15 protein-coding genes are annotated in these 20,082 nt (G+C 42.5%); 6 read left to right on the forward strand and 9 right to left on the reverse strand.

Going from position 1 to position 20,082, the window contains the following annotated elements:
* Positions 1–98: 98 nt before the first annotated feature.
* A complete protein-coding gene (gene lpdA, locus NZ848_RS19245; protein ID WP_259016885.1) occupies positions 99–1,490 on the reverse strand; it encodes a dihydrolipoyl dehydrogenase in 1,392 nt (463 codons plus the stop codon).
* A 317-nt stretch (positions 1,491–1,807) separates the two neighbouring features.
* Between lpdA and NZ848_RS19250 the strand changes: the two genes are divergently transcribed.
* Positions 1,808–3,865 carry a M13 family metallopeptidase gene (locus tag NZ848_RS19250; RefSeq protein ID WP_259016886.1) on the forward strand — a complete coding sequence of 686 codons (2,058 nt, stop codon included), beginning with the start codon at positions 1,808–1,810 and terminating at the stop codon, positions 3,863–3,865.
* A gap of 79 nt (positions 3,866–3,944) precedes the next feature.
* On the opposite strand, the gene NZ848_RS19255 is transcribed toward NZ848_RS19250, so the two are convergent.
* From NZ848_RS19255 to NZ848_RS19290, 8 genes are all read right to left on the reverse strand, one after another.
* Complete coding sequence (locus NZ848_RS19255) at positions 3,945–4,640, reverse strand: DsbA family oxidoreductase (protein WP_253532033.1); 696 nt, start codon at positions 4,638–4,640, stop codon at positions 3,945–3,947.
* 166 nt (positions 4,641–4,806) lie between these two features.
* Positions 4,807–6,078, reverse strand: coding sequence for a serine--tRNA ligase (gene serS, locus NZ848_RS19260; protein WP_259016887.1), 1,272 nt, complete (start codon positions 6,076–6,078; stop codon positions 4,807–4,809).
* Between the two features lie 39 nt (positions 6,079–6,117).
* Entirely contained in the window at positions 6,118–7,446 is a 1,329-nt protein-coding gene (locus tag NZ848_RS19265) for an aspartate kinase (RefSeq protein ID WP_253532029.1), read from the reverse strand.
* 50 nt (positions 7,447–7,496) lie between these two features.
* Positions 7,497–7,973, reverse strand: coding sequence for an SRPBCC family protein (locus NZ848_RS19270; RefSeq protein ID WP_259016888.1), 477 nt, complete (start codon positions 7,971–7,973; stop codon positions 7,497–7,499).
* 4 nt (positions 7,974–7,977) lie between these two features.
* Positions 7,978–8,457, reverse strand: coding sequence for a 6,7-dimethyl-8-ribityllumazine synthase (gene ribH, locus NZ848_RS19275; RefSeq protein WP_259016889.1), 480 nt, complete (start codon positions 8,455–8,457; stop codon positions 7,978–7,980).
* 96 nt (positions 8,458–8,553) lie between these two features.
* Entirely contained in the window at positions 8,554–9,249 is a 696-nt protein-coding gene (locus NZ848_RS19280; protein ID WP_259016890.1) for a tetratricopeptide repeat protein, read from the reverse strand.
* Between the two features lie 265 nt (positions 9,250–9,514).
* A complete protein-coding gene (locus NZ848_RS19285; protein WP_259016891.1) occupies positions 9,515–10,192 on the reverse strand; it encodes an AlbA family DNA-binding domain-containing protein in 678 nt (225 codons plus the stop codon).
* Between the two features lie 130 nt (positions 10,193–10,322).
* Positions 10,323–11,036 carry an MIP/aquaporin family protein gene (locus tag NZ848_RS19290; protein ID WP_253532020.1) on the reverse strand — a complete coding sequence of 238 codons (714 nt, stop codon included), beginning with the start codon at positions 11,034–11,036 and terminating at the stop codon, positions 10,323–10,325.
* A gap of 207 nt (positions 11,037–11,243) precedes the next feature.
* Here NZ848_RS19290 and purB point away from each other — a divergent pair, with 207 nt between their 5' ends.
* The 5 genes from purB (at position 11,244) to NZ848_RS19315 (ending at position 19,758) form a co-directional block, all read left to right on the forward strand.
* Positions 11,244–12,587 carry an adenylosuccinate lyase gene (gene purB / locus NZ848_RS19295; protein ID WP_259016892.1) on the forward strand — a complete coding sequence of 448 codons (1,344 nt, stop codon included), beginning with the start codon at positions 11,244–11,246 and terminating at the stop codon, positions 12,585–12,587.
* Positions 12,588–12,791: 204 nt separating this feature from the next.
* Positions 12,792–15,737 (forward strand): DEAD/DEAH box helicase, encoded by a 2,946-nt coding sequence (locus NZ848_RS19300; RefSeq protein WP_259016896.1) that lies wholly within the window; start codon positions 12,792–12,794, stop codon positions 15,735–15,737.
* A 43-nt stretch (positions 15,738–15,780) separates the two neighbouring features.
* A complete protein-coding gene (locus NZ848_RS19305) occupies positions 15,781–16,734 on the forward strand; it encodes a D-2-hydroxyacid dehydrogenase (RefSeq protein WP_259016893.1) in 954 nt (317 codons plus the stop codon).
* A gap of 68 nt (positions 16,735–16,802) precedes the next feature.
* Complete coding sequence (locus NZ848_RS19310) at positions 16,803–19,112, forward strand: carbohydrate binding family 9 domain-containing protein (protein WP_259016894.1); 2,310 nt, start codon at positions 16,803–16,805, stop codon at positions 19,110–19,112.
* A 130-nt stretch (positions 19,113–19,242) separates the two neighbouring features.
* The gene (locus NZ848_RS19315) at positions 19,243–19,758 is read left to right on the forward strand and encodes a hypothetical protein (protein WP_259016895.1); all 516 of its coding nucleotides are present in this window, start codon (positions 19,243–19,245) and stop codon (positions 19,756–19,758) included.
* The last annotated feature ends 324 nt before the right edge of the window (positions 19,759–20,082 follow it).

Consider the following 20,082-nt stretch of genomic DNA (forward strand, 5'->3'; position numbering starts at 1 on the left):
TTGTATTTGTAGTCAGTGTAGCATTATTGCTGGCAAATGCCACTAAAAAGGGGCAGATACCTGATCGCATCTGCCCCTTTTACGATATATATATCTTATTACAAGTGTATCACTTCACCATAAGCCGCTGCCGCTGCTTCCATAATGGCTTCTGACATGGTTGGGTGCGGGTGAACCGACTTGATGATTTCCATGCCGGTTGTTTCCAGTTTACGGGCAACAACGGCTTCGGCAATCATTTCGGTTACGTTAGCCCCAATCATGTGGCAACCTAACCATTCGCCGTATTTGGCATCAAAAATCACTTTTACAAAGCCTTCCGGGCTACCGGCAGCTTTTGCCTTACCAGAGGCCGAGAAAGGGAATTTACCCACTTTGATTTCGTATCCTGCCTCTTTGGCAGCTTTTTCTGTATAACCCACTGAGGCGATTTCTGGTGTACAGTAAGTACAACCCGGAATATTCTTGTAGTCAATCGGCTGAGGATGATGCCCTGCAATCTTCTCAACGCAGATAATGCCCTCTGCTGATGCTTTGTGTGCCAGTGCAGGCCCAGGAGCTACGTCGCCAATGGCATAGTAACCCGGCACGTTGGTTTCTGACCAGTGATTTACAGTAATCTTGCCTCTGTCGGTAGCAATTCCTACTTCTTCCAGGCCAATGTTTTCAATATTTGCAACAATACCCGCCGCTGAAAGCACCAGTTCTGTTTCAATTTTTATTTCTCCGTTAGGCGTTTTTACTGTTGCCACACAACCATTGCCACTGGTATCTACTTTCTCAACGCTAGAGTTGGTGTAAATTTCAATACCTGCTTTTTTGTAGGCTTTTGCCAGTTCTTTAGAAATATCTTCGTCTTCAACCGGAACAATATTTGGTAAAAACTCTACGATAGTTACCTTGGTACCCATGCTGGCGTATACGTAGGCAAACTCTACCCCGATAGCTCCCGAACCAATCACCAATAGGGATTCCGGTTGTTTTTCAAGGCTCATAGCTTTGCGGTATTCTATTACTTTTTTACCATCAATGGGTACATTAGGCAATTGTCTGGCTCTGGCGCCGGTAGCTATAATTACATGCTTGCCTTCCAGTTCAGATTTTTTACCTTCAGCATCAGTAACCTCAACCTTTTTACCGGCTTTTACTTTACCAAAACCATAGATAACATCAATCTTGTTTTTTTTCATCAGAAACTGCACGCCTTTACTCATGCCGTCGGCCACACCGCGCGAACGCTTAATAACCGCCTCAAAATTGGCATGTGCCTCGCCTACCTCAATACCATAATCTTTAGCGTGTTTAATATATTCATAAACCTGGGCAGACTTCAACAAGGCCTTTGTTGGAATACAACCCCAGTTAAGGCATATACCTCCAAGGTTCTCTTTCTCAACAATGGCAGTTTTCATGCCTAATTGTGAAGCACGAATTGCGGTTACATAACCACCGGGCCCACTCCCAAGTACAATAAGATCATACTGTGCCATAATATATAATTTTCTGGTTTACATAAATTTTGATGCAAAATTAGACAAAATAGCTTATCTGCAAAATCCTTTTTGTTGGTTCAGGGGCATACAAACGCTGCTCTTCGGCTTTAAAAAACTATTCTGTTCTTAAAGAACAAATCAAGCCCGTTATTAAATTCCGGTGATGACCAATAAATCAGAAATACTTCTTCCATCACTATTGGCAGCAGGCGGCCAGCCTGTTGTTTACTTCAATAATTTTCTCTTAAATGCGAACGATTTCAAAAAATCTTCTCAAATTTAGGATTCAATTATTACCAAATCTTTTTAATCTTATGAGCGGTATAGCCGGATCCAAGCGTTTTTTATCATCCGTTTTAATACTTTCTGGTTTTTACTTATCCTCTTGCCAGTCAAAATCCTCTGAATCTTCACAAAGAGATATATTAACCGAAGTTGTAGATACTACCGTATCGCCCGGTGATGATTTCTTTAAATATGCCGTTGGCAACTGGATTAAGCATAATCCTATTCCGGCCTCTGAAAGCAGCTGGGGAATCGGCAGCCTGGTGCAGGAAGAAACTTACAGCAGATTGAAGAATATCAGTGAGGAGTCGGCGAAAAATCCGGGCAAATCGGGCTCAAATGAGCAGAAAATCGGCGATTTCTGGTTTACAGGTATGGATAGCATTGGCACAGAAAAACAAGGGATAAGCCCTGTGAAACCTGATTTAGACCGCATTGCCGCTATTAAAGATATGGATGGTGTTTTAAAAGAAATTGCTGTTCAGCACACTTATGGTGTTGGGTTATTATTTGGCAATTATGTGTTTCAGGACGAGAAAAATAGTGAAGAGCAAGCCCTGCACTTGTATCAGGGTGGTATCCGACTTCCGGATAGAGACTATTATTTTAATACCGACAGCCGGAATACCCAGATACGGAAAGAGTATAAGGCACACCTGCAACGCATGTTTCAATTGTTGGGCGATGACCAAGCCAAAGCCGCAAGTAATGCCGCCAGCGTGTATACATTAGAAGAGGCGCTGGCCAGGCACTCGCGCAAGATAGAAGACCTGCGAGACCCCTACAAAAACTACAACAAAATGGATATGGCGGCTCTGGAAAAACTGGCCCCGGCCATGAAATTCCGTGAGTTGTTTGTGAACATGAAAATGCCGCAGGTAAAAAGCGTAATTGTAGCGCAGCCTGAATTCTACACCGCAGTTGACAAACTATTGAAAACCACCCCTGTTGAAACCTGGAAAGCCTACCTGACCTGGAACTTCATCAGCAGCTATGCCAGTGAATTAAGCAGCCCTTTTGCAAAAGAAGACTTCTATTTTTACAGAACCGTGTTGCGTGGGGTAAAAGAAATGAAACCACGCTGGAAAAGAGTACTGGATGCAGAAGAAAACCTGTTAGGAGATGCCCTCGGCCAGCTTTTTGTAAAAAATTATTATTCAGAAAAAACTAAAAAACGCTATGAGGAACTGGTGAAAAATATCTTCAGCACTTATAAAGAGCGTATTGAAAAACTGGATTGGATGTCTGACAGCACCAAGCACAAGGCCTTACTTAAACTATCAACGGTAATGCCAAAGGTGAGTTATCCTGACAAATGGAAGGATTTTTCGTCGCTTGATATCAAACGAGACTCCTACGTTCAGAATATCATCCGGGCTAACCAATGGTGGTATCAGTACAGTATCAATAAAATAGGCAAGCCGGTAGATAAAACCGAATGGGATATGACCCCACAAACTTATAATGCGTATTACAACCCCTCAAACAACGAGATTGTTTTACCGGCAGCCATTTTCTTTATAGCCGGTTTGAACGACGAACAACTGGACGACGCCATTATTTATGCCTATGCAGGCGGCTCTACCATTGGCCATGAAATTACGCATGGGTTTGATGACCAGGGCAGACAATTTGATGAAAAGGGCAACCTGAAAGACTGGTGGACCAAAAAAGACAGTGATGAATATAACAAGCGTGCCAAAGGTATTATTGAGCAATTTAATGATTACGTGGTGCTTGACTCTCTGCACGTAAGAGGAGAAGCCACACAAGGAGAAAACATTGCTGATTTGGGTGGGGTGGTTTTAGGGCTTGAAGCATTTAAGAAAACAGAACAGTATAAATCTGGCAAGAAAATAAATGGGTTTACCCCTTTACAAAGGTTCTTTCTGGGATACGCACTGGCTTGGATGGGGCACACACGCAATGAAGCACTGGCAAACCAGATTATGACCGATGTGCATGCGCCGGGTTTTCTTCGTGTAAACGGCCCTTTGGTTAATATTGACGAGTTTTATGAGGCGTTTGGTATAAAACCAGGCGATAAGATGTATCGATCGCCTATGAAACGGGTGAAGATATGGTAAGGCGATAAAACAAGCCATTAGTAAAACAGAGAGAGCGGTTAGTATAGTTTAACCGCTCTCTGTTTTATTTTAAATGATTTTAGCAATTGTCTCCGCCAATTTCGCAGGCATTGCCGCTTACTTCAACAGGTTTCAGCTCTTCAGCCACTTTTTCAAGCGCTTCCTTAAAAACCGTTGTGGGCTGGGCCCCGCTTAAACCATATTTATTGTTGAGAATAAAGAAAGGAACACCCGAAACACCTAAGTTCTGGAAATGCTTTATTTCTTGTGTAACCCAGTAGGCTATCTGGTCGTCGGCCAGAACACCCTCTGTTTTTTCACGGCTCCAGCCAAAGTCTTCCATAAAAGCCAGAATATTTTCTTTTTCAGAGAAATCAACGCCATCAGTAAAATAGGCCTTGAATAAACGCCCCTCTAGTTCATTCTGGGTTCCTTCCTCGCGAGCGATATGCAATATTTTGTGCAAAGGTATGGTATTGATAACCTTTGGCATTTTTTCAAATTCGAACTGAATACCGGCTTCTTTACCTACACCCTCAACGCGCTCATGCATTTGTTGAATGCGCTCGGCACTTCCGAATCTGTTAATGAAATACTCTTCCCGGGCAAGGCCTTCTGCCGGGATAGTCGGGTCTAGCTGAAAAGGATGCCAGGTAATGTTAAACTCCTGATTTTCAAAACCTTCTAACGCTTTTTCCAGGTGTTTTTTACCAATATAACACCACGGGCACGCTACGTCTGACACTATATCTATCTGAATGGGTTTATTTGTCATATTATTCAATGTATTTTAATAATAATAAAACTGCCTCATTTAAAGAATAGTTCAATTAATGTAGTTACATACAATTACGCTTTAAATGCTGAATCATTAGATAAGCATTAATAAAAAATGCGAGGTCTGTAGCCTCGCATTTCCTGATTATAACTATTTATTTCTCTTAGTTAATGCTATCAAACCCACAGTATGGCACCAATACTTTTGGTATCCTGATGCCCTCCGGTGTCTGGTTGTTTTCCAGAATTGCCGCTAATATACGAGGCAAAGCTAAAGCAGAGCCATTCAAAGTATGCAATAACTGGGTTTTACCGTCTACCTTATAGCGTAGTTTAAGGCGATTAGCCTGATAGGCTTCAAAGTTTGATACCGAACTACACTCTAACCATCTTTTTTGTGCGGCAGAATATACCTCAAAGTCGAAAGTTAAGGCAGAGGTAAAGCTCATGTCGCCACCACACAGGCGAAGAATACGGTATGGCAGCTCTAGTTTAGTGAGCAAACCCTTTACGTGCTCTACCATTTCTTCTAAAGCCTGATATGATTCTTCCGGCTTGCGTATCTGCACAATTTCCACCTTATCGAACTGATGCAGGCGGTTCAGGCCTCTTACGTGCGCACCCCAGCTACCTGCCTCACGGCGGAAACATGGCGTGTAACCTACATTCTTAATCGGTAATTCGTTTTCTGACAGAATTACATCACGATAAATATTGGTGATAGGCACCTCGGCTGTCGGAATCAGGTATAAGTCGTCGGCAGTGGCGTGGTACATCTGCCCTTCTTTGTCGGGCAGCTGACCGGTACCAAAACCTGAATCTTTATTAATCAGAATCGGCGGTTGGATTTCTCCATAACCAGCTGCCAGTGCCTCATCTAAAAAGAAGTTTATCATGGCACGCTGTATTCTTGCTCCTTTCCCTTTGTAGACCGGGAAACCCGCTCCGGTAATCTTATTGCCTAAATCAAAATCAATGATGTTGTATTGCTTGATTAGCTCCCAATGAGGTTGCGCCGTTTCAGGTAATTCAGGCATTACGCCCGCTTCAAAAATGTTCAGGTTCTCTTCAGGAGTACGTCCTTCAGGTACACTGGCATGGGGTAGGTTGGGTAAAGTAACCAGCACTTCATAAAGCTCGGCCTCGAGTCCTTTCAGGCTTTCTTCCAGTACCTTCGATTGCGCCTTCAGTTCAGCCGTTTGTGCTTTGGCTGCTTCGGCCTCTGCTTTTTTGCCTTCTTTCATCAGGCCGCCAATCTCTTTTGCCAAGGCGTTTGACTTTGCCAGTGTGCCGTCTAGCTCGGCCTGAGTTTCGCGGCGCTTCTGGTCAATATCCAGCAGGGCATCAATAGTTTCTTCAGCGTTTTTAAAATATTTACGCTTCAGCCCGTCAATAGTAGCCTGCTTGTTTTCTTTTATATAATTCAGTTGTAACATGGTATTCCTGATAATGGAGCCACAAGGCTTTTCAAAATGTTATTCAAAAGTAAATAAACCTTCGTTCAGGGCATTGAGCGCTGCTTCTTTGTCTTTGGTATCAACCAATAGAGATATGTTGTGTTCGGAGGCTCCGTAGGCAATCATTCTGATAGGTATGTTTTTCATAGCCTCTATTACTTTAAGTGCCACCCCGGCTTTATCAGCCTTGAAGTCGCCCACAATACAGATAATGGTCTGGTTGCGGTCGTGTTCTTCCAGCTCTGCTATCTGGCTAAGGGCTGCGCTTATATCTGCCAGGTGTTCGGGGTTGTCTATGGTTACTGCCACTGATACTTCAGAAGTGGTAATCATATCAACCGGGGTTTTAAACTTCTCAAATACTTCAAAAACCTTGGTTAAGAATCCGTAGGCATTCAGCATACGTGTCGAGTGAATGTATATTGCCGTGATGCCGTCTTTGGCCGCAATGGCTTTAATTTCAGACTCGGTTGTGTTATGCGCTATTACGGTGCCAAAGGCGTTTGGCTCCATAGTGTTTTTCAAACGCACAGGTACTCCTCTCATTTTTGCAGGTGTAATGGTATTTGGATGTAAAATTTTTGCTCCGAAATAAGCCAGTTCAGCGGCTTCTTCAAATGTCAGTTCACGCACAGGGAATGTCCTTTTTACGATACGCGGGTCGTTATTGTGCATGCCGTCAATGTCTGTCCAAATCTGTATCTCCTCAGCACTGATAGCGCCACCAATCAGCGAAGCTGTGTAATCAGAGCCTCCGCGTTTCAGGTTATCTACCTCGCCACGTGGGTTGCGGCAGATGAATCCCTGCGTAATGAATATTTCTGTGTCGGGTAATTGTGCAAGCATGGCCGACAGCTTCTCTTCCGTAAAACTCAGTACTGGCTCGTTGTCAGCATCAATCAGCATAAAATCAAGCGCGGGTAACAAAGTTGAGCTTACGCCTTCTTCTTTCAGGTAGGTCTCAAACATTTGTGTACTTAGCAGCTCACCTTCGGCCACTATTTCTTTCTCCTGCTTTAGTGTAAAGGGCTTAATGCTCACCAACGAGCGGATAAAGCCAAATTCTTTATCTACTATTGCCTTACCTGCATTATAGCCTGCTTCGGTTTTATACAAATCTTTAATAAAAGCCTGATAGTGCGCATAAAGGGCATCTATTTTTTCGGTGGCTTCGGTATCATTATTTGCCTTCAGAGATTCGCCGATGGAGATAAGAGCGTTTGTTGTACCCGAAAGGGCAGATAAAACAACAATCTTACGCTGACCGTCTTCTGTAATCAGTGTACGAATAGAGTGCATACGCTCCGGTTTCCCTACGGATGTACCGCCAAATTTCCAAACTTGCATTTTTTGTGGTTCTGGTTTTGTTTTACTATATAATGAAATACTTAATCTTCTTAACTACCCAATATTTCTTTCCACCTGCCCGACTCTGCCATCTCTTTAATGCATTGATTCCTTTTTGCCAGAAAAGACTTCAAATAATTTTCTAATACTAATGTGTTGGCTATCTTACCCAAGAAACCCATTGGAGATTTAAACATAAAAATGTCTTTCATTAATACTCCATTATCAGTTTTTGTAAAATGATGCTCATGCCTTAATGATTTAAAAGGCCCCTTCTGCATTTCATCTACAAAATACTCCGGCCTGTGGGCTTCGGTAATTTTCGTGCTTAACTCTAACCAAATGCCGAAATGTTTTGCTCTCCACGTAACACTCTCACCCATCTGCATTATACCCGTTTGAACACCACCAACAATATACTCTTTTGTTTGGGCTGTAGAAAGCTGATGCAGGTCTACACTCAAAGACAAATCGTAACAGATTTCAGGCGTTGAATGTATGAGTGTTTCAAGAATTATTTTAGACATCTCCTTACTGCAATCCTAACATCTTGATGGCTGTAATAGCTGCCTCGTCACCTTTGTTGCCGTGTATGCCACCGGCGCGGTCAAGCGCCTGCTGCTGGTTATTTGGCGTTAATACCCCAAAAATAACCGGCTTGTTATATTTCAGAGCCACATCGGTAAGCCCCCCGGCTACGGCATGGTTAATGTAATCGTTATGCTTGGTTTCTCCCTGTATTACGCACCCTAATGCAATTACTGCGTCTATCTCAGGCTTTTGGGCAAATATCTGCGAGCCAAAGCTCAATTCATAACTACCGGGTACATTTGCCCTTACAATGTTCTCTGCCTTTGCGCCGTTGTCAAGCAATGTCTGATATGCGCCTTCAAAAAGTGCCTCTGTTATTTCACTGTTCCATTCGGCCACTATAATGGCAAATTTTTTATTGCTCACATCGGGCAAGCCTGTGGTGCTGAAAACGCTAAGATTTTTATTTGCTGACGACATACTGTTAAATATACTTGATAAACAGATACATTAATTATTAAAAAAGGGATAAACCTGATTCGGCTCATCCCTTTGATTATACTCAATAACCAAATTTTACTCGCCGACAACGCCTTCGAGTTTGGACTTATATTTCTTCGCATTAGTTACTTCAACTGACTCAGGGAATTTTTCAATTAACTCCGTATAAGTATCTATAGCTGACTTATTATCTTTAGCAATTTCATAAGCTCCGGCCAGTTTCATCAAATATCCCGGTGTAAAAGACTTGTTAGGCTTGTAATCGGCTGCTTTTTTATAGTAACTGATCGCGTCTTCGGTATTCTTTTTCTCCATATACACATCGCCGATCAAGGCAAAGGCACGGCCCTGAACTAATAAATCGCCTGAATTGAATTTTTTCAGATGCTCAATAGCCTCATCGTATTTGGCTTGTTTTACCAATGCAACACCTGCATAATAATGGGCCAGATTACCGGCGTCAGTTGAGCCGTAGTTTTCTGCCACGCTCAAGAGTCCTTCGTTACCGCCTGTACCGTTCAATGCCTGTTTTAAAGAATCGGCTTCAAATGCATAAACAGCATTAAACATAGCTACCTGTGCTTCTTCATCCTGCGATTTCGACCAGTAATTGTATCCTACAACACCTAAAACTATAGCCAAAATACCTCCACCCAGATAGGCAAGCAATGTCTGATTCTTTTTCAAAAAGCCTTCTGCTTTTCCGAAGTCTTGCTTTAAAGCGTCTGCATTTTCAAGAATCTCAACTCCTGTTTTGTCTTTTTTTGCCATTTTTAAAACCTAATGATTGATTGACTGAACGCGCATGTATCAGGCAATCTGATATTTTATTAAAATTTTTGAATGTCCGCGAATTTTCGGACTGCAAAGTTATAAAATTGATTCCGAACTTGTTGTATTCTTTTATAAAAAATATACCAGAATCTTGCCACTTTATTCTATTTTCTTTGTTTTACAGTGGCTGTGGCCAACCAGCTGCCTGGCAACTTCATAAAAAAGCCGGAGAATACACCTCCGGCCGGTTATTAATACGTTTTTAAGCTGCCATGAAATAATCCTGCACCTCATGTGGCTGAACCTTTATGACATTGGCCAGAACCAATACCACCAGTGTTCGCGAGGCTATCTTACGGGGTATATTAGCAATACTTGCGTAGGTTTCAACTGTAATGTGTTTGTTATCTGCCAGATACCTCATCAATGTCCGCTCTTTGTCTCCGTAATGAAATCTGATATTCTGTGCCTTGCGTTCACCTTTCAGAATTTCTCTCATTTCACGGCTTGCCTGTACCGAGCGGTCTTCTACACGTACGTAGGCCCTTCGGTTTTCCATTATTCCGTCAAGGTCTACATAGTGGGGCTTGGCCTGGCTTTTCGGAATGTTAAATATCAGCACATCGCGGTCTCCTTCCAATTCAACGCGTTTTACGTCATACTCAATAGCCGGAAAAATATGCCGCTCTATAGCCCTGCGAAGAATAAACTCATCCTCATCGGCAAATTTCAGTCCTTTTATGCTTCTGTCATCGCCAACACCGATAATGAGCTGGCCTCCGTCTGAATTGGCGAAAGCAACTATTTCACGGATAATCTTCTCAGGATGGTTCGTCTTCAATTTAAACTCAACGTGCTTGTTTTCTCCGTGTCTGACAAGCTCTCTGAGCTCCCTCAAATCATTTCTTGACTGCGGGGCAAATGGATAATCCAATATCATTTCCAGAATGATTTTGGTTTCTTAAAAATATAAAAACCAATTCTTTTGTGCAATAGCTGTTTATAATAAACGAATATTAGTCGCAAAAGTTTATTCAGAAACCCCAAACATCTGAAAAATATTTATGCCTTTACAAATGAAAGGCATTCAGAATGAGCGCGGCAATTACTCCGCCAATCACCGGGCCCAAAATCGGAATCCAGGCATAGCCCCAGTCGCTTGTTCCTTTACCGGGTATCGGCAAAATAGCATGTGCAATACGCGGGCCAATATCACGCGCCGGATTAATGGCATAACCTGTTGGCCCACCCAGAGACAAACCAATTGACCACACCAGAAAACCAACCAGCAAAGGGCCATAGCCGGAGTCTGGCATACTATAAAAAGATGATGATGCGATAATTAGCACAATAGTGCCTATTACTTCGGCTATAATATTGCCTGTTGTATGTCTAATAGCCGGGGCTGTAGCAAAAATACCCAGCTTGGCGCCTTTGTCTTCTGTTATGCTCCAATGCGGCAGATAAGCCAGCCAAACCAGCACCGCCCCTAAAAAAGCACCAATAACCTGGGCGGTTATAAATGGCACCACATTAGACCAGTCGCCGGTTTTTACTGCCATGGCTACAGTAACTGCGGGGTTCAGGTGTGCGGCAGAACTGCCGAACTTCTGGGCCACAAAGATACCCGTCATTACGCCAAATGCCCAGCCTGCTGTAATGGATATCCAGCCGGCATTTTCACCTTTTGAGCCTTTTAATAATACATTGGCTACCACGCCGTTACCAAGTAGAATCAGTACAAGCGTACCGACGAGTTCTCCTATAAAATTAGAGGTTTGCATTGATCAGGTTTTGTTGAATAGGTTGAAAAGTGGAGCAATTTAATTTTTTTTTTGATAGAACCATGATTCCGTTACCATTAAAACATTAAATTTGTAGGTAATTAAGCAAAAGACCCTCAATTGGTAATGCACCACTTTACTTGTAGCAATCTTAACCTTTAATTATCTCTGCCATAGAAGATTGGCTACATTTTAAATAACATATTTATGATTTTAAGTTCTCTTTCTGCTATTTCTCCTGTCGACGGTCGTTACCGTAAACAAGTGGAGGACCTAGCGAAGTATTTTTCAGAATTCGGCCTGATTTACTACCGTGTTCGTGTTGAAATAGAGTATTTTATAGCATTGGTTGAATTACCCCTTCCGCAACTTTCTGCTTTTGATAAATCGCTCTTCAAAGACTTAAGAGCTATTTACCTAAACTTTACGGAAGAAGATGCTCTTACAATTAAAGAAATAGAAAAGACTACAAACCACGACGTAAAAGCGGTTGAGTACTTTATAAAAGATGCTTTTGAGAAACTCGGTGTCAGCCAGTATTCTGAATTTATTCATTTCGGGCTTACCTCGCAGGATATTAACAATACGGCTATCCCGCTTTCACTTAAAGAGGCCGTTGATAATAACATTCTACCGGTTTTTGCACAGGTTCTGGAAAAACTACATTCTCTGGCCGAACAGTGGAAAGATATACCTCTGCTGGCACATACGCACGGCCAACCGGCATCGCCAACCAAACTGGGTAAAGAAATTCTGGTTTTTTGTGAACGCCTTGAAAAACAGCTTGATTTACTGAAAACCATACCTTACGCTGCCAAGTTTGGTGGCGCCACCGGCAACTTTAACGCCCATTTTGTGGCTTATCCGCAAACAGACTGGGTAGCTTTTGGCAACACCTTTGTAAACAATCAGCTCGGGCTGAGCCGCAGCCAGAAAACTACCCAGATAGAGCACTATGATATGCTGGCCGCTATGAGCGACAACATTAAGCGTATCAACAATATATTGATAGACTTCTCGCGCGATGTCTGGACATACGTGTCTATGAACTACTTCAAGCAGAAAATTAAAGCCGGCGAAATTGGTTCTTCGGCCATGCCACATAAAGTTAACCCCATTGACTTTGAAAACGCCGAGGGGAATCTGGGTATTGCCAATGCCGTTTTTGAACACTTTGCAGCCAAATTGCCTGTTTCTCGCCTGCAAAGAGACCTGACAGACTCAACAGTGCTAAGAAACCTGGGTGTACCTGTGGCACATACGGTAATTGCCTTGAAATCGATACTGAAAGGACTGGACAAACTTGAACTTAACCGAGACGCCATAGACCAGGACCTGGAAGAAAACTGGGCAGTAGTGGCTGAAGGTATCCAGACCATCTTAAGAAGGGAGGGTTTCCCGAAACCGTACGAAGCGCTTAAGTCGCTGACCCGTACCAACGAGAAAATCACTGAAAAGAAAATAAAGGAGTTTATAGACACACTAGATGTGGGCGAAAAAGTAAAGTACGAATTACGCCGTATTACTCCGTTTAATTACACCGGTATTTAAGGCATAACCTCATCTTTCTTCCCTTTACCAGTAGCAGCATGATTCTTCATGTTGCTACATTTTTTTTATTCTACTGCTTCCTTGCAAATCAACTAATCTATGGTCATTTTTGTAGTTTGTTGAATGAACAAAGTCCACGCCATGACACAGATAAGAAAAGTTTCTCCTAAACACCCAAGCGGCAGGGCTTCCTATTTTGTAAACATGAAAGTATCTACTTTACAACCTTTTCAAATCGTATATTCATTATTTGAACATGAGTATCTGGGCTTTTTGTTTGAATCTTTCATTATTCAGCTCAATAGCAAAGGAGAGCTTACCCTTCAAAACCAGAACGTTTCGTCTAAGAACATCAAAGAATTTGCAGAGCGGCTCGATTCTACCGATTTTGAACTCGTGAAACTGATAGATGCCATACAGCAGGAAGCTATTTTAAAGAAATTCAGTACCCGAAAAATAAGTCCGCTTGATTTTTTCCTGAAAGTTTACGACACCGAAAAAGGAGATAAACTATTGCAGGAAACCATTCATAGCTATATGGAAAAACACCGGGCTCAGATTTTAGAAAAGCTGATGTCCAAGCAGGTTTTTATAATGGGTACCGACGGCGACCCAACCTGGAGAGAGGTAAGAATGATACCTGAAGGTGCACGGGTATTCTTTAATTTTGTACGTAATGAAGAAAACACCCATTATTTTCCGACCATCAAACACCAGGGTGAACGGGTACAGTTTCAGTTTAAGAATGCCAGCATTTTGTGTGAAGAACCCGCCTGGCTGCTCATTGATGATAAACTATACCATTTTGAAAAACAGGTTGACGGCAAAAAACTACGGCCGTTCCTGAACAAAAATCATATCATTATACCGCGTAACATTGAGGAGACCTATTATCAAAAATTCATAGCCCCGCTCATAGCGCAGTTTGATGTTTTTGCACAGGGTTTTGAAATACGATTTGAGAAGCATACATCTAAACCTTTGCTGACAATAAGTGAGGTAGTAGCCAGTAGTCAGAAAGTTTTGGCCTCATTATTTGAACAGGACGAAGACGAAAAAGATGAAAAAGAAAGCAAAATAGTTTTTGACCTGGCATTTCAGTATGGTAGCTATACTTTTCGTTTCGACAGTTTCTCGGCCGAAGCCTACGTAAACGTAGAAAAAAACGGCAACGACTGGATTTTCCATAAGGTAAAGCGCGACCTGGCCTATGAGCGCAAGCAAATAAACCAGTTGAAAGAATGGGGGCTTGATTTACGACAGGGACGGATGTCGTTCCTGAAACCTCAGGCTTTTTCCTGGTTACAAAAAAATGCACAACTACTTAAAGAAAACAATTTTGAGGTAAAACAAGATATAAACAGCCTGAGCCAGAAACAGTATTTTCTGGGGTACTCGGCAATTGAAATAAACATTGAAGAGAAAAACGACTGGTTTGATATTCAGGCAAAAGTGCGATTTGGTGAGTTTGAGATTCCGTTCCTGAAACTGCGCAACCTGATTATGGCCAATAAACGCGAGTTTGTTTTGCCCAATGGGCAGATAGCCGTGATTCCGGAAGAATGGTTCACCCGCTATTCAGAGCTGTTCAGCTTTGTAGAGCGAAACGATGAAGATGAAGTAATTCTGAAAAAACACCACCTGGTGCTGGTGCAAGACCTTACCGATGAAGGACTGGCGCATTCGGTTATTACCAGAAAACTGGAAAGACTCCGCGATTTTGAGAAAATCAGTCAGTATGATACCCCACAAAGGTTATTAGCAACCCTCCGCCCCTATCAGAAAGCCGGATACGATTGGCTGCGGTTTTTATCGGAATACAAGTTTGGAGGTTGCCTGGCCGACGACATGGGCTTGGGTAAAACCATTCAGACGCTGGCATTTTTGCAGTCGCAGAAAGAAATGGGGCTGGCGCAACATCCTACCCTGTTGATAATGCCTACGTCATTGGTTTATAACTGGCTGAAAGAAATTGAGAAGTTTACACCAGACCTGAAGGCATTTGTTTACACCGGTACGTACCGCGAGAAAAACACCCAGCAGTTTGATAATTATGATTTGATTCTGACATCTTACGGCATTGTAAGGCTGGATATTGAACTCCTGAAAGATTACCGTTTTCATTATGTGATATTGGATGAGTCGCAGTCTATTAAAAATCCGACATCGTTTATTTCAAAAGCAGTAATGCAATTGAATAGTGCCAACCGGCTGATACTGACGGGTACTCCGCTTGAGAACAGTACAATGGATTTATGGACACAGATGACCTTCATTAATCCGGGTTTGTTGGGTACACAGCACTTCTTTAAGAATGAATACCAGATACCCATTGAAAAACATCAGGACGAAAAACAGACCAGGCACCTTTATAGTCTCATTAAACCTTTTATGTTGCGCAGGCATAAGTCGCAGGTGGCAACGGAGCTTCCGCCCAAAGTAGAAAGCGTGCATTATTGCGACATGTCGGAAGAACAGGAAAAAACTTATGAAGAGGCCAAGTCTTACTATCGCAACATTATTCTTGAACAGATTGAGCAGGATGGGCTGGCGAAGTCGCAGATGGTAGTTTTGCAGGGCTTAACCAAGCTACGCCAGCTGGCTAATAATCCGGTGATGATTGATGAGAATTATGACGGCAGCTCTGGCAAAGATGAGGAAGTACTGCAAAGGTTAGAAACCATTGTAGACGAAAACCACAAGGTATTGGTGTTCAGCCAGTTTGTAAAACACCTAGCTATTTTCAGGCGATATCTGGACGAAAACAAAATACCTTACTGTTATCTGGATGGCTCTACGGTTAACCGCCAGGAACAGGTAGACCGCTTCCAGAATGACAAGAGCATTAAGATATTCCTGATATCATTAAAAGCAGGGGGGCTAGGCCTTAACCTTACTGCAGCCGAATACGTTTTCCTGCTTGACCCCTGGTGGAACCCGGCCATTGAGGCCCAGGCAGTAGACAGAGCGCACAGAATAGGCCAGCAAAATACCGTTTTTACCTATAAGTTTATTACACGAAACTCGGTAGAAGAAAAAATTCTGGCTTTGCAGCAAAACAAAAGGAAGCTGTTCGATAACCTGATTACCACCGAAGAAACCTTTGTGAAATCTCTTTCAAAAGAAGACATTATGAATTTACTGGCCTAGTGGCCGGCAGTGCAAAACCATTCAACCTTAAAAGAACAAACGCATGAAAATAGTATATCTTGATGCCCATACAATAGACATCCTTGGCGACCTTGATTTATCGGTTCTGAATGATTTAGGTGAGGTAACACTCTATGACCGCACGCCTAAAGAACAGATTATTGAACGTGCCAAAGACGCAGAAGTTATTCTGACCAACAAATGCCCGCTGGATAAAGATACCATCAGCCAGTTGCCTGATCTTAAATACATTGGAGTAACAGCCACCGGTTTTAATATTGTAGATGTGGCGGCGGCAAAAGAGCAAGGCATAATAGTTACCAATGTGCGTGGCTATAGTTCTGCATCGGTAGCCCAGCTCACATTTGCGTTATTATTAAGCTTTACCAACCGCGTTGCGCAACATGCCAATAATATTGACCAGACCTGGCCATCATCTGCCGACTGGTGTTTTTATCATTCGCCTTTAATTGAACTGGAGGGTAAAGCGCTGGGTATTGTGGGCTTTGGCGATATCGGCAAAAAAGTAGCCGGCATTGCCCTGGGCTTTGGCATGAAAGTACTGGCTAATAAAAGAGACCTTACCAAAGGCGGGATGGAAGGCGTAGAACTATGCGAGGTAGAAAAAATTCTGAAAGAGAGCGACTTCCTTACTTTGCATTGCCCTCTTACAACCGCAAACCAGGGATTCATTAATCAGGCTTCTATAGGTCTTATGAAGCCAAACGCAGTTTTAATTAATACTTCCCGCGGGGGTTTAATTAATGAACCCGATCTGGCCCATGCACTAAACGCAGGCCAAATTGCCGGTGCCGGGCTTGATGTACTTTCTACAGAACCACCGGCACACGATAACCCACTTCTAAAAGCTCAGAATTGCATCATAACGCCACATATTGCATGGGCCGGTGTAGATGCCCGCAAGGCGCTTTTAAATGGTATAGCAAACAATATTGCGGCCTATCAGAAGGGGCAGCCAGTAAATGTGGTTTCATGATAAACATGAAATTATATCTGTTTACATAGTATCTTTGCATTAAAGTACTATCCGTATTATACACTTTTATGAAAAAACTTTACTTAGCCATAGGAATATTTTTATGCGCTTTGAACCTGATTGCACAAGAAAACAAAACCTCAAACGACGAGAAATACGTTATCCATATTAAAAAATCTGTTGCCCCGATTAAACTTGACGGGCATTTAGATGAAGAGATTTGGAAAACCGCCGACGTGGCCGGGAATTTTTTCCTGAAACGCCCCTACGATACTTCTTTTGCCCAATTACAAACGGAAGTACGCGTATCTTTTGATGATAACTTCTTGTATGTGGGTGCGGTTTGCTACCAACCTCGTAATACGTACACCATTGCATCGCTCAAAAGAGATTTTGAACCCGGCACCAGCGATGTATTTGCAGTGAACCTGGATACTTTTAAAGATCGCCTTAATGCTTTTCAGTTTGTTACCAACCCTTATGGGGTGCAGCGTGAAGGACTGGTTTTTAACGGAGAAGAAATCTCTAATTTCTGGGATAATAAGTGGTATTCGCACGTTAAAAACTTCGACGACTATTGGGTGGTTGAAATGGCCATTCCTTTCAAGACAATACGTTATAAAGTGGCCGATGGAGAAAACAGCTGGCGCGTAAACTTTACCAGAACTGTATTAAAAACAAACGAACAGTCTAGCTGGAGGCCCGTTCCACGTAATTTTGCACCAAGTAACCTGGCCTTTACAGGTCTGATGGTCTGGGATGAAAAACCGCCCAAGCCAGGTGCCAATGTATCTGTGATTCCGTACGTTTCACTGGCTGCTGAGAAAGACTTCCCCCGAAATGAACAAGACCTGAGCCCTATCGGAACAACTACCGGCTACCCAAAAGGAATAGGTATGGATGCCAAAGTAGCTGTTACGCCATCGCTTAACCTGGACCTTACAATAAACCCGGATTTCTCGCAGGTTGAGGTGGATAAACAGGTAACAAACCTGAGCCGCTTTGAGTTATTCTTCCCCGAACGGCGCCAGTTCTTTCTGGAAAACAACGACCTGTTCGGCAGTTTTGGTTTCCCCGATACCCGACCGTTCTTCTCTCGCCGTATAGGCATTACCCGTAACCCAAATACGGGGCTCAATCAGCAGGTGCCTATCCTGGCCGGTGCACGCCTGAGTGGCAAGTTAAACGATAAATGGCGCATTGGCCTCATGAATATGCAGACCAAACGCGTGAGCTTCGGTAACAATAAATACCTGCCTGCTGCCAATTATTCTGTGGCCACAGTGCAAAGAAAGATTCTGGACCGCTCAACCATTGGTGCTGTTTTTACAGATAAAGAAAATATATTTGGTAATTTAAGCGAAGAACAAACAGGTAGTTACAGAAAATATAACCGGGTTGGTGGCCTTGAATTTAACTACTACTCTAAAGACAGTCGTTTTGAAGCTGAATCCTACTATCATCAGTCGTTCTCGCCCAATGAAAACAAAGATGCTGCCAGCGCAGCACATTTTATGGGGTATCATCACCCCAATATAGACTTGAATTTTGGTGTACAGCGGATAGGTAAAAACTACCGTGCAGACGTAGGCTTTGTGCCTCGTATGGGTATATGGCAGTTGTTTCGTCCGGTTACTGTAATATTAAACCCGAAGTCGAAGAATATATCCAGATATATAAATGCCTATGGGTTAGGGTCTGAAGGTTCTGATGTTTTTGATTTGAAAGGAAAGTTGCTCGACAGTGAGTCTAACCTGTTTGTTTTTGCTAACAGCCCTGCAGGAGATGAAGCCTATATAGCCTACAGCTGGCAATTTACTCACTTGTTTGAAACTTTTGACCCAACTAATGCCTCTGATAATCCGAATCCGGATGCTTTCAGGAATGTTGTAGAGTTGCCCGTTGGTAATTATAGCTCCAGATTTTTCAATATGGGCTACACCAGTAGCCAGCGATATACCTTAAATGGTACTTTTGACTTCAGTAAGGGCAAGTATTTTAATGGTAATGCTACAATCTGGGAAAGCAGCATTGCGTATAGATTCCAGCCGTACGGCATATTAACTGTAGATTGCAACTTTACTGACATTCGCCTGCCAAAACCATACAACAGCGTAAAATATTGGTTGCTGGGGCCCAGGGCCGAACTGGCCATATCAAAAAGCCTGTTTTTAAGCACGTTCTTTCAGTATAACACACAAACCAACAACATCAATATAAACTCGCGTTTGCAATGGAGATTCAGACCTGTGAGTGATGTATTTCTGGTTTATACTGATAATTACTTTGCTGAAAACATTAGCAGGTACTACGTAAATGCATGGGCTCCTAAAAACCGCGCGCTGATTTTAAAAATGACCTACTGGCTAAATATATAGATAGCTAATTCTAAACAAGATAAAAAACTATAGAAATAGGGGAAAGATTACGATTAATTGTCTTTGTTAAAAATCGCAACATGCAACCTTTATGCTTGCAAGCGCATTATTTACAAAAACGAACTGAATCATGAAACGTAATGCTTTTTCTCTTTTCATTCTGCTTTGCTTTTTGTTCGCTACCGAAACAAATGCCCAGAGAAGGGCATACAGATATCGGTATAACTACCGCCCTTATGTACGAGTTATTCCACGTGTGATTGTCCCCCGGATTGTCGTACCACCACCAATAATTGGTTTTTCGTGGGGCTATAGCCCAAGGGTATATGTTATACCACCACCGATTATTATAGGAGGTGGAAGAGGTTGGCGCCACTACCACAGCCGCGGATATGATTGTAATGAACATTGCCACCGCTGGAGTGACGACCGTTACTACCATGAAAGAGAGCGAAGATATTATAACCACAGAAGAGACCGTGAGTACTATGACGACCGCGACAGACGCTATAATGAAGATAATCGTAACCGGAAGTATAAAGATTACGACCGCTATTATAATAAATTTGAGGATAACCAACTGCCAACTCCGAAGACTTATAATACTGACGAGGATACTTTTGAAGACGAGATTGAAACGATTTGATTTAAATAAACTGAGAGCGAGAAACAAAAGGATAGGAGGTTTTCTGTCCTTTTTTGATGTCTATAAAGGCGCTAAATACGTATTTGTCAAGGCTCAGATTTAAACATTCCAAAACCAGTTCAGAGGGGTAAGAAATATTACTTTCTTCCTCTTTAGACTCGCCAAGATTTATGCGTATTCCCCAACTTTTCAGACTGACCCGTAAGAAATATTACTTTCTTCCTCTTTAGACTCGCCAAGATTTATGCGTAGTCCCCAACTTTTTCGCTTGAGCCATTGATCCCAAAAATCATTTGTGATTTGCGTTGGGCAAAATGCAAAAAA

The sequence above is a fragment of the Emticicia fluvialis genome, from assembly GCF_024793945.1.
Classification (GTDB): domain Bacteria; phylum Bacteroidota; class Bacteroidia; order Cytophagales; family Spirosomataceae; genus Emticicia; species Emticicia fluvialis.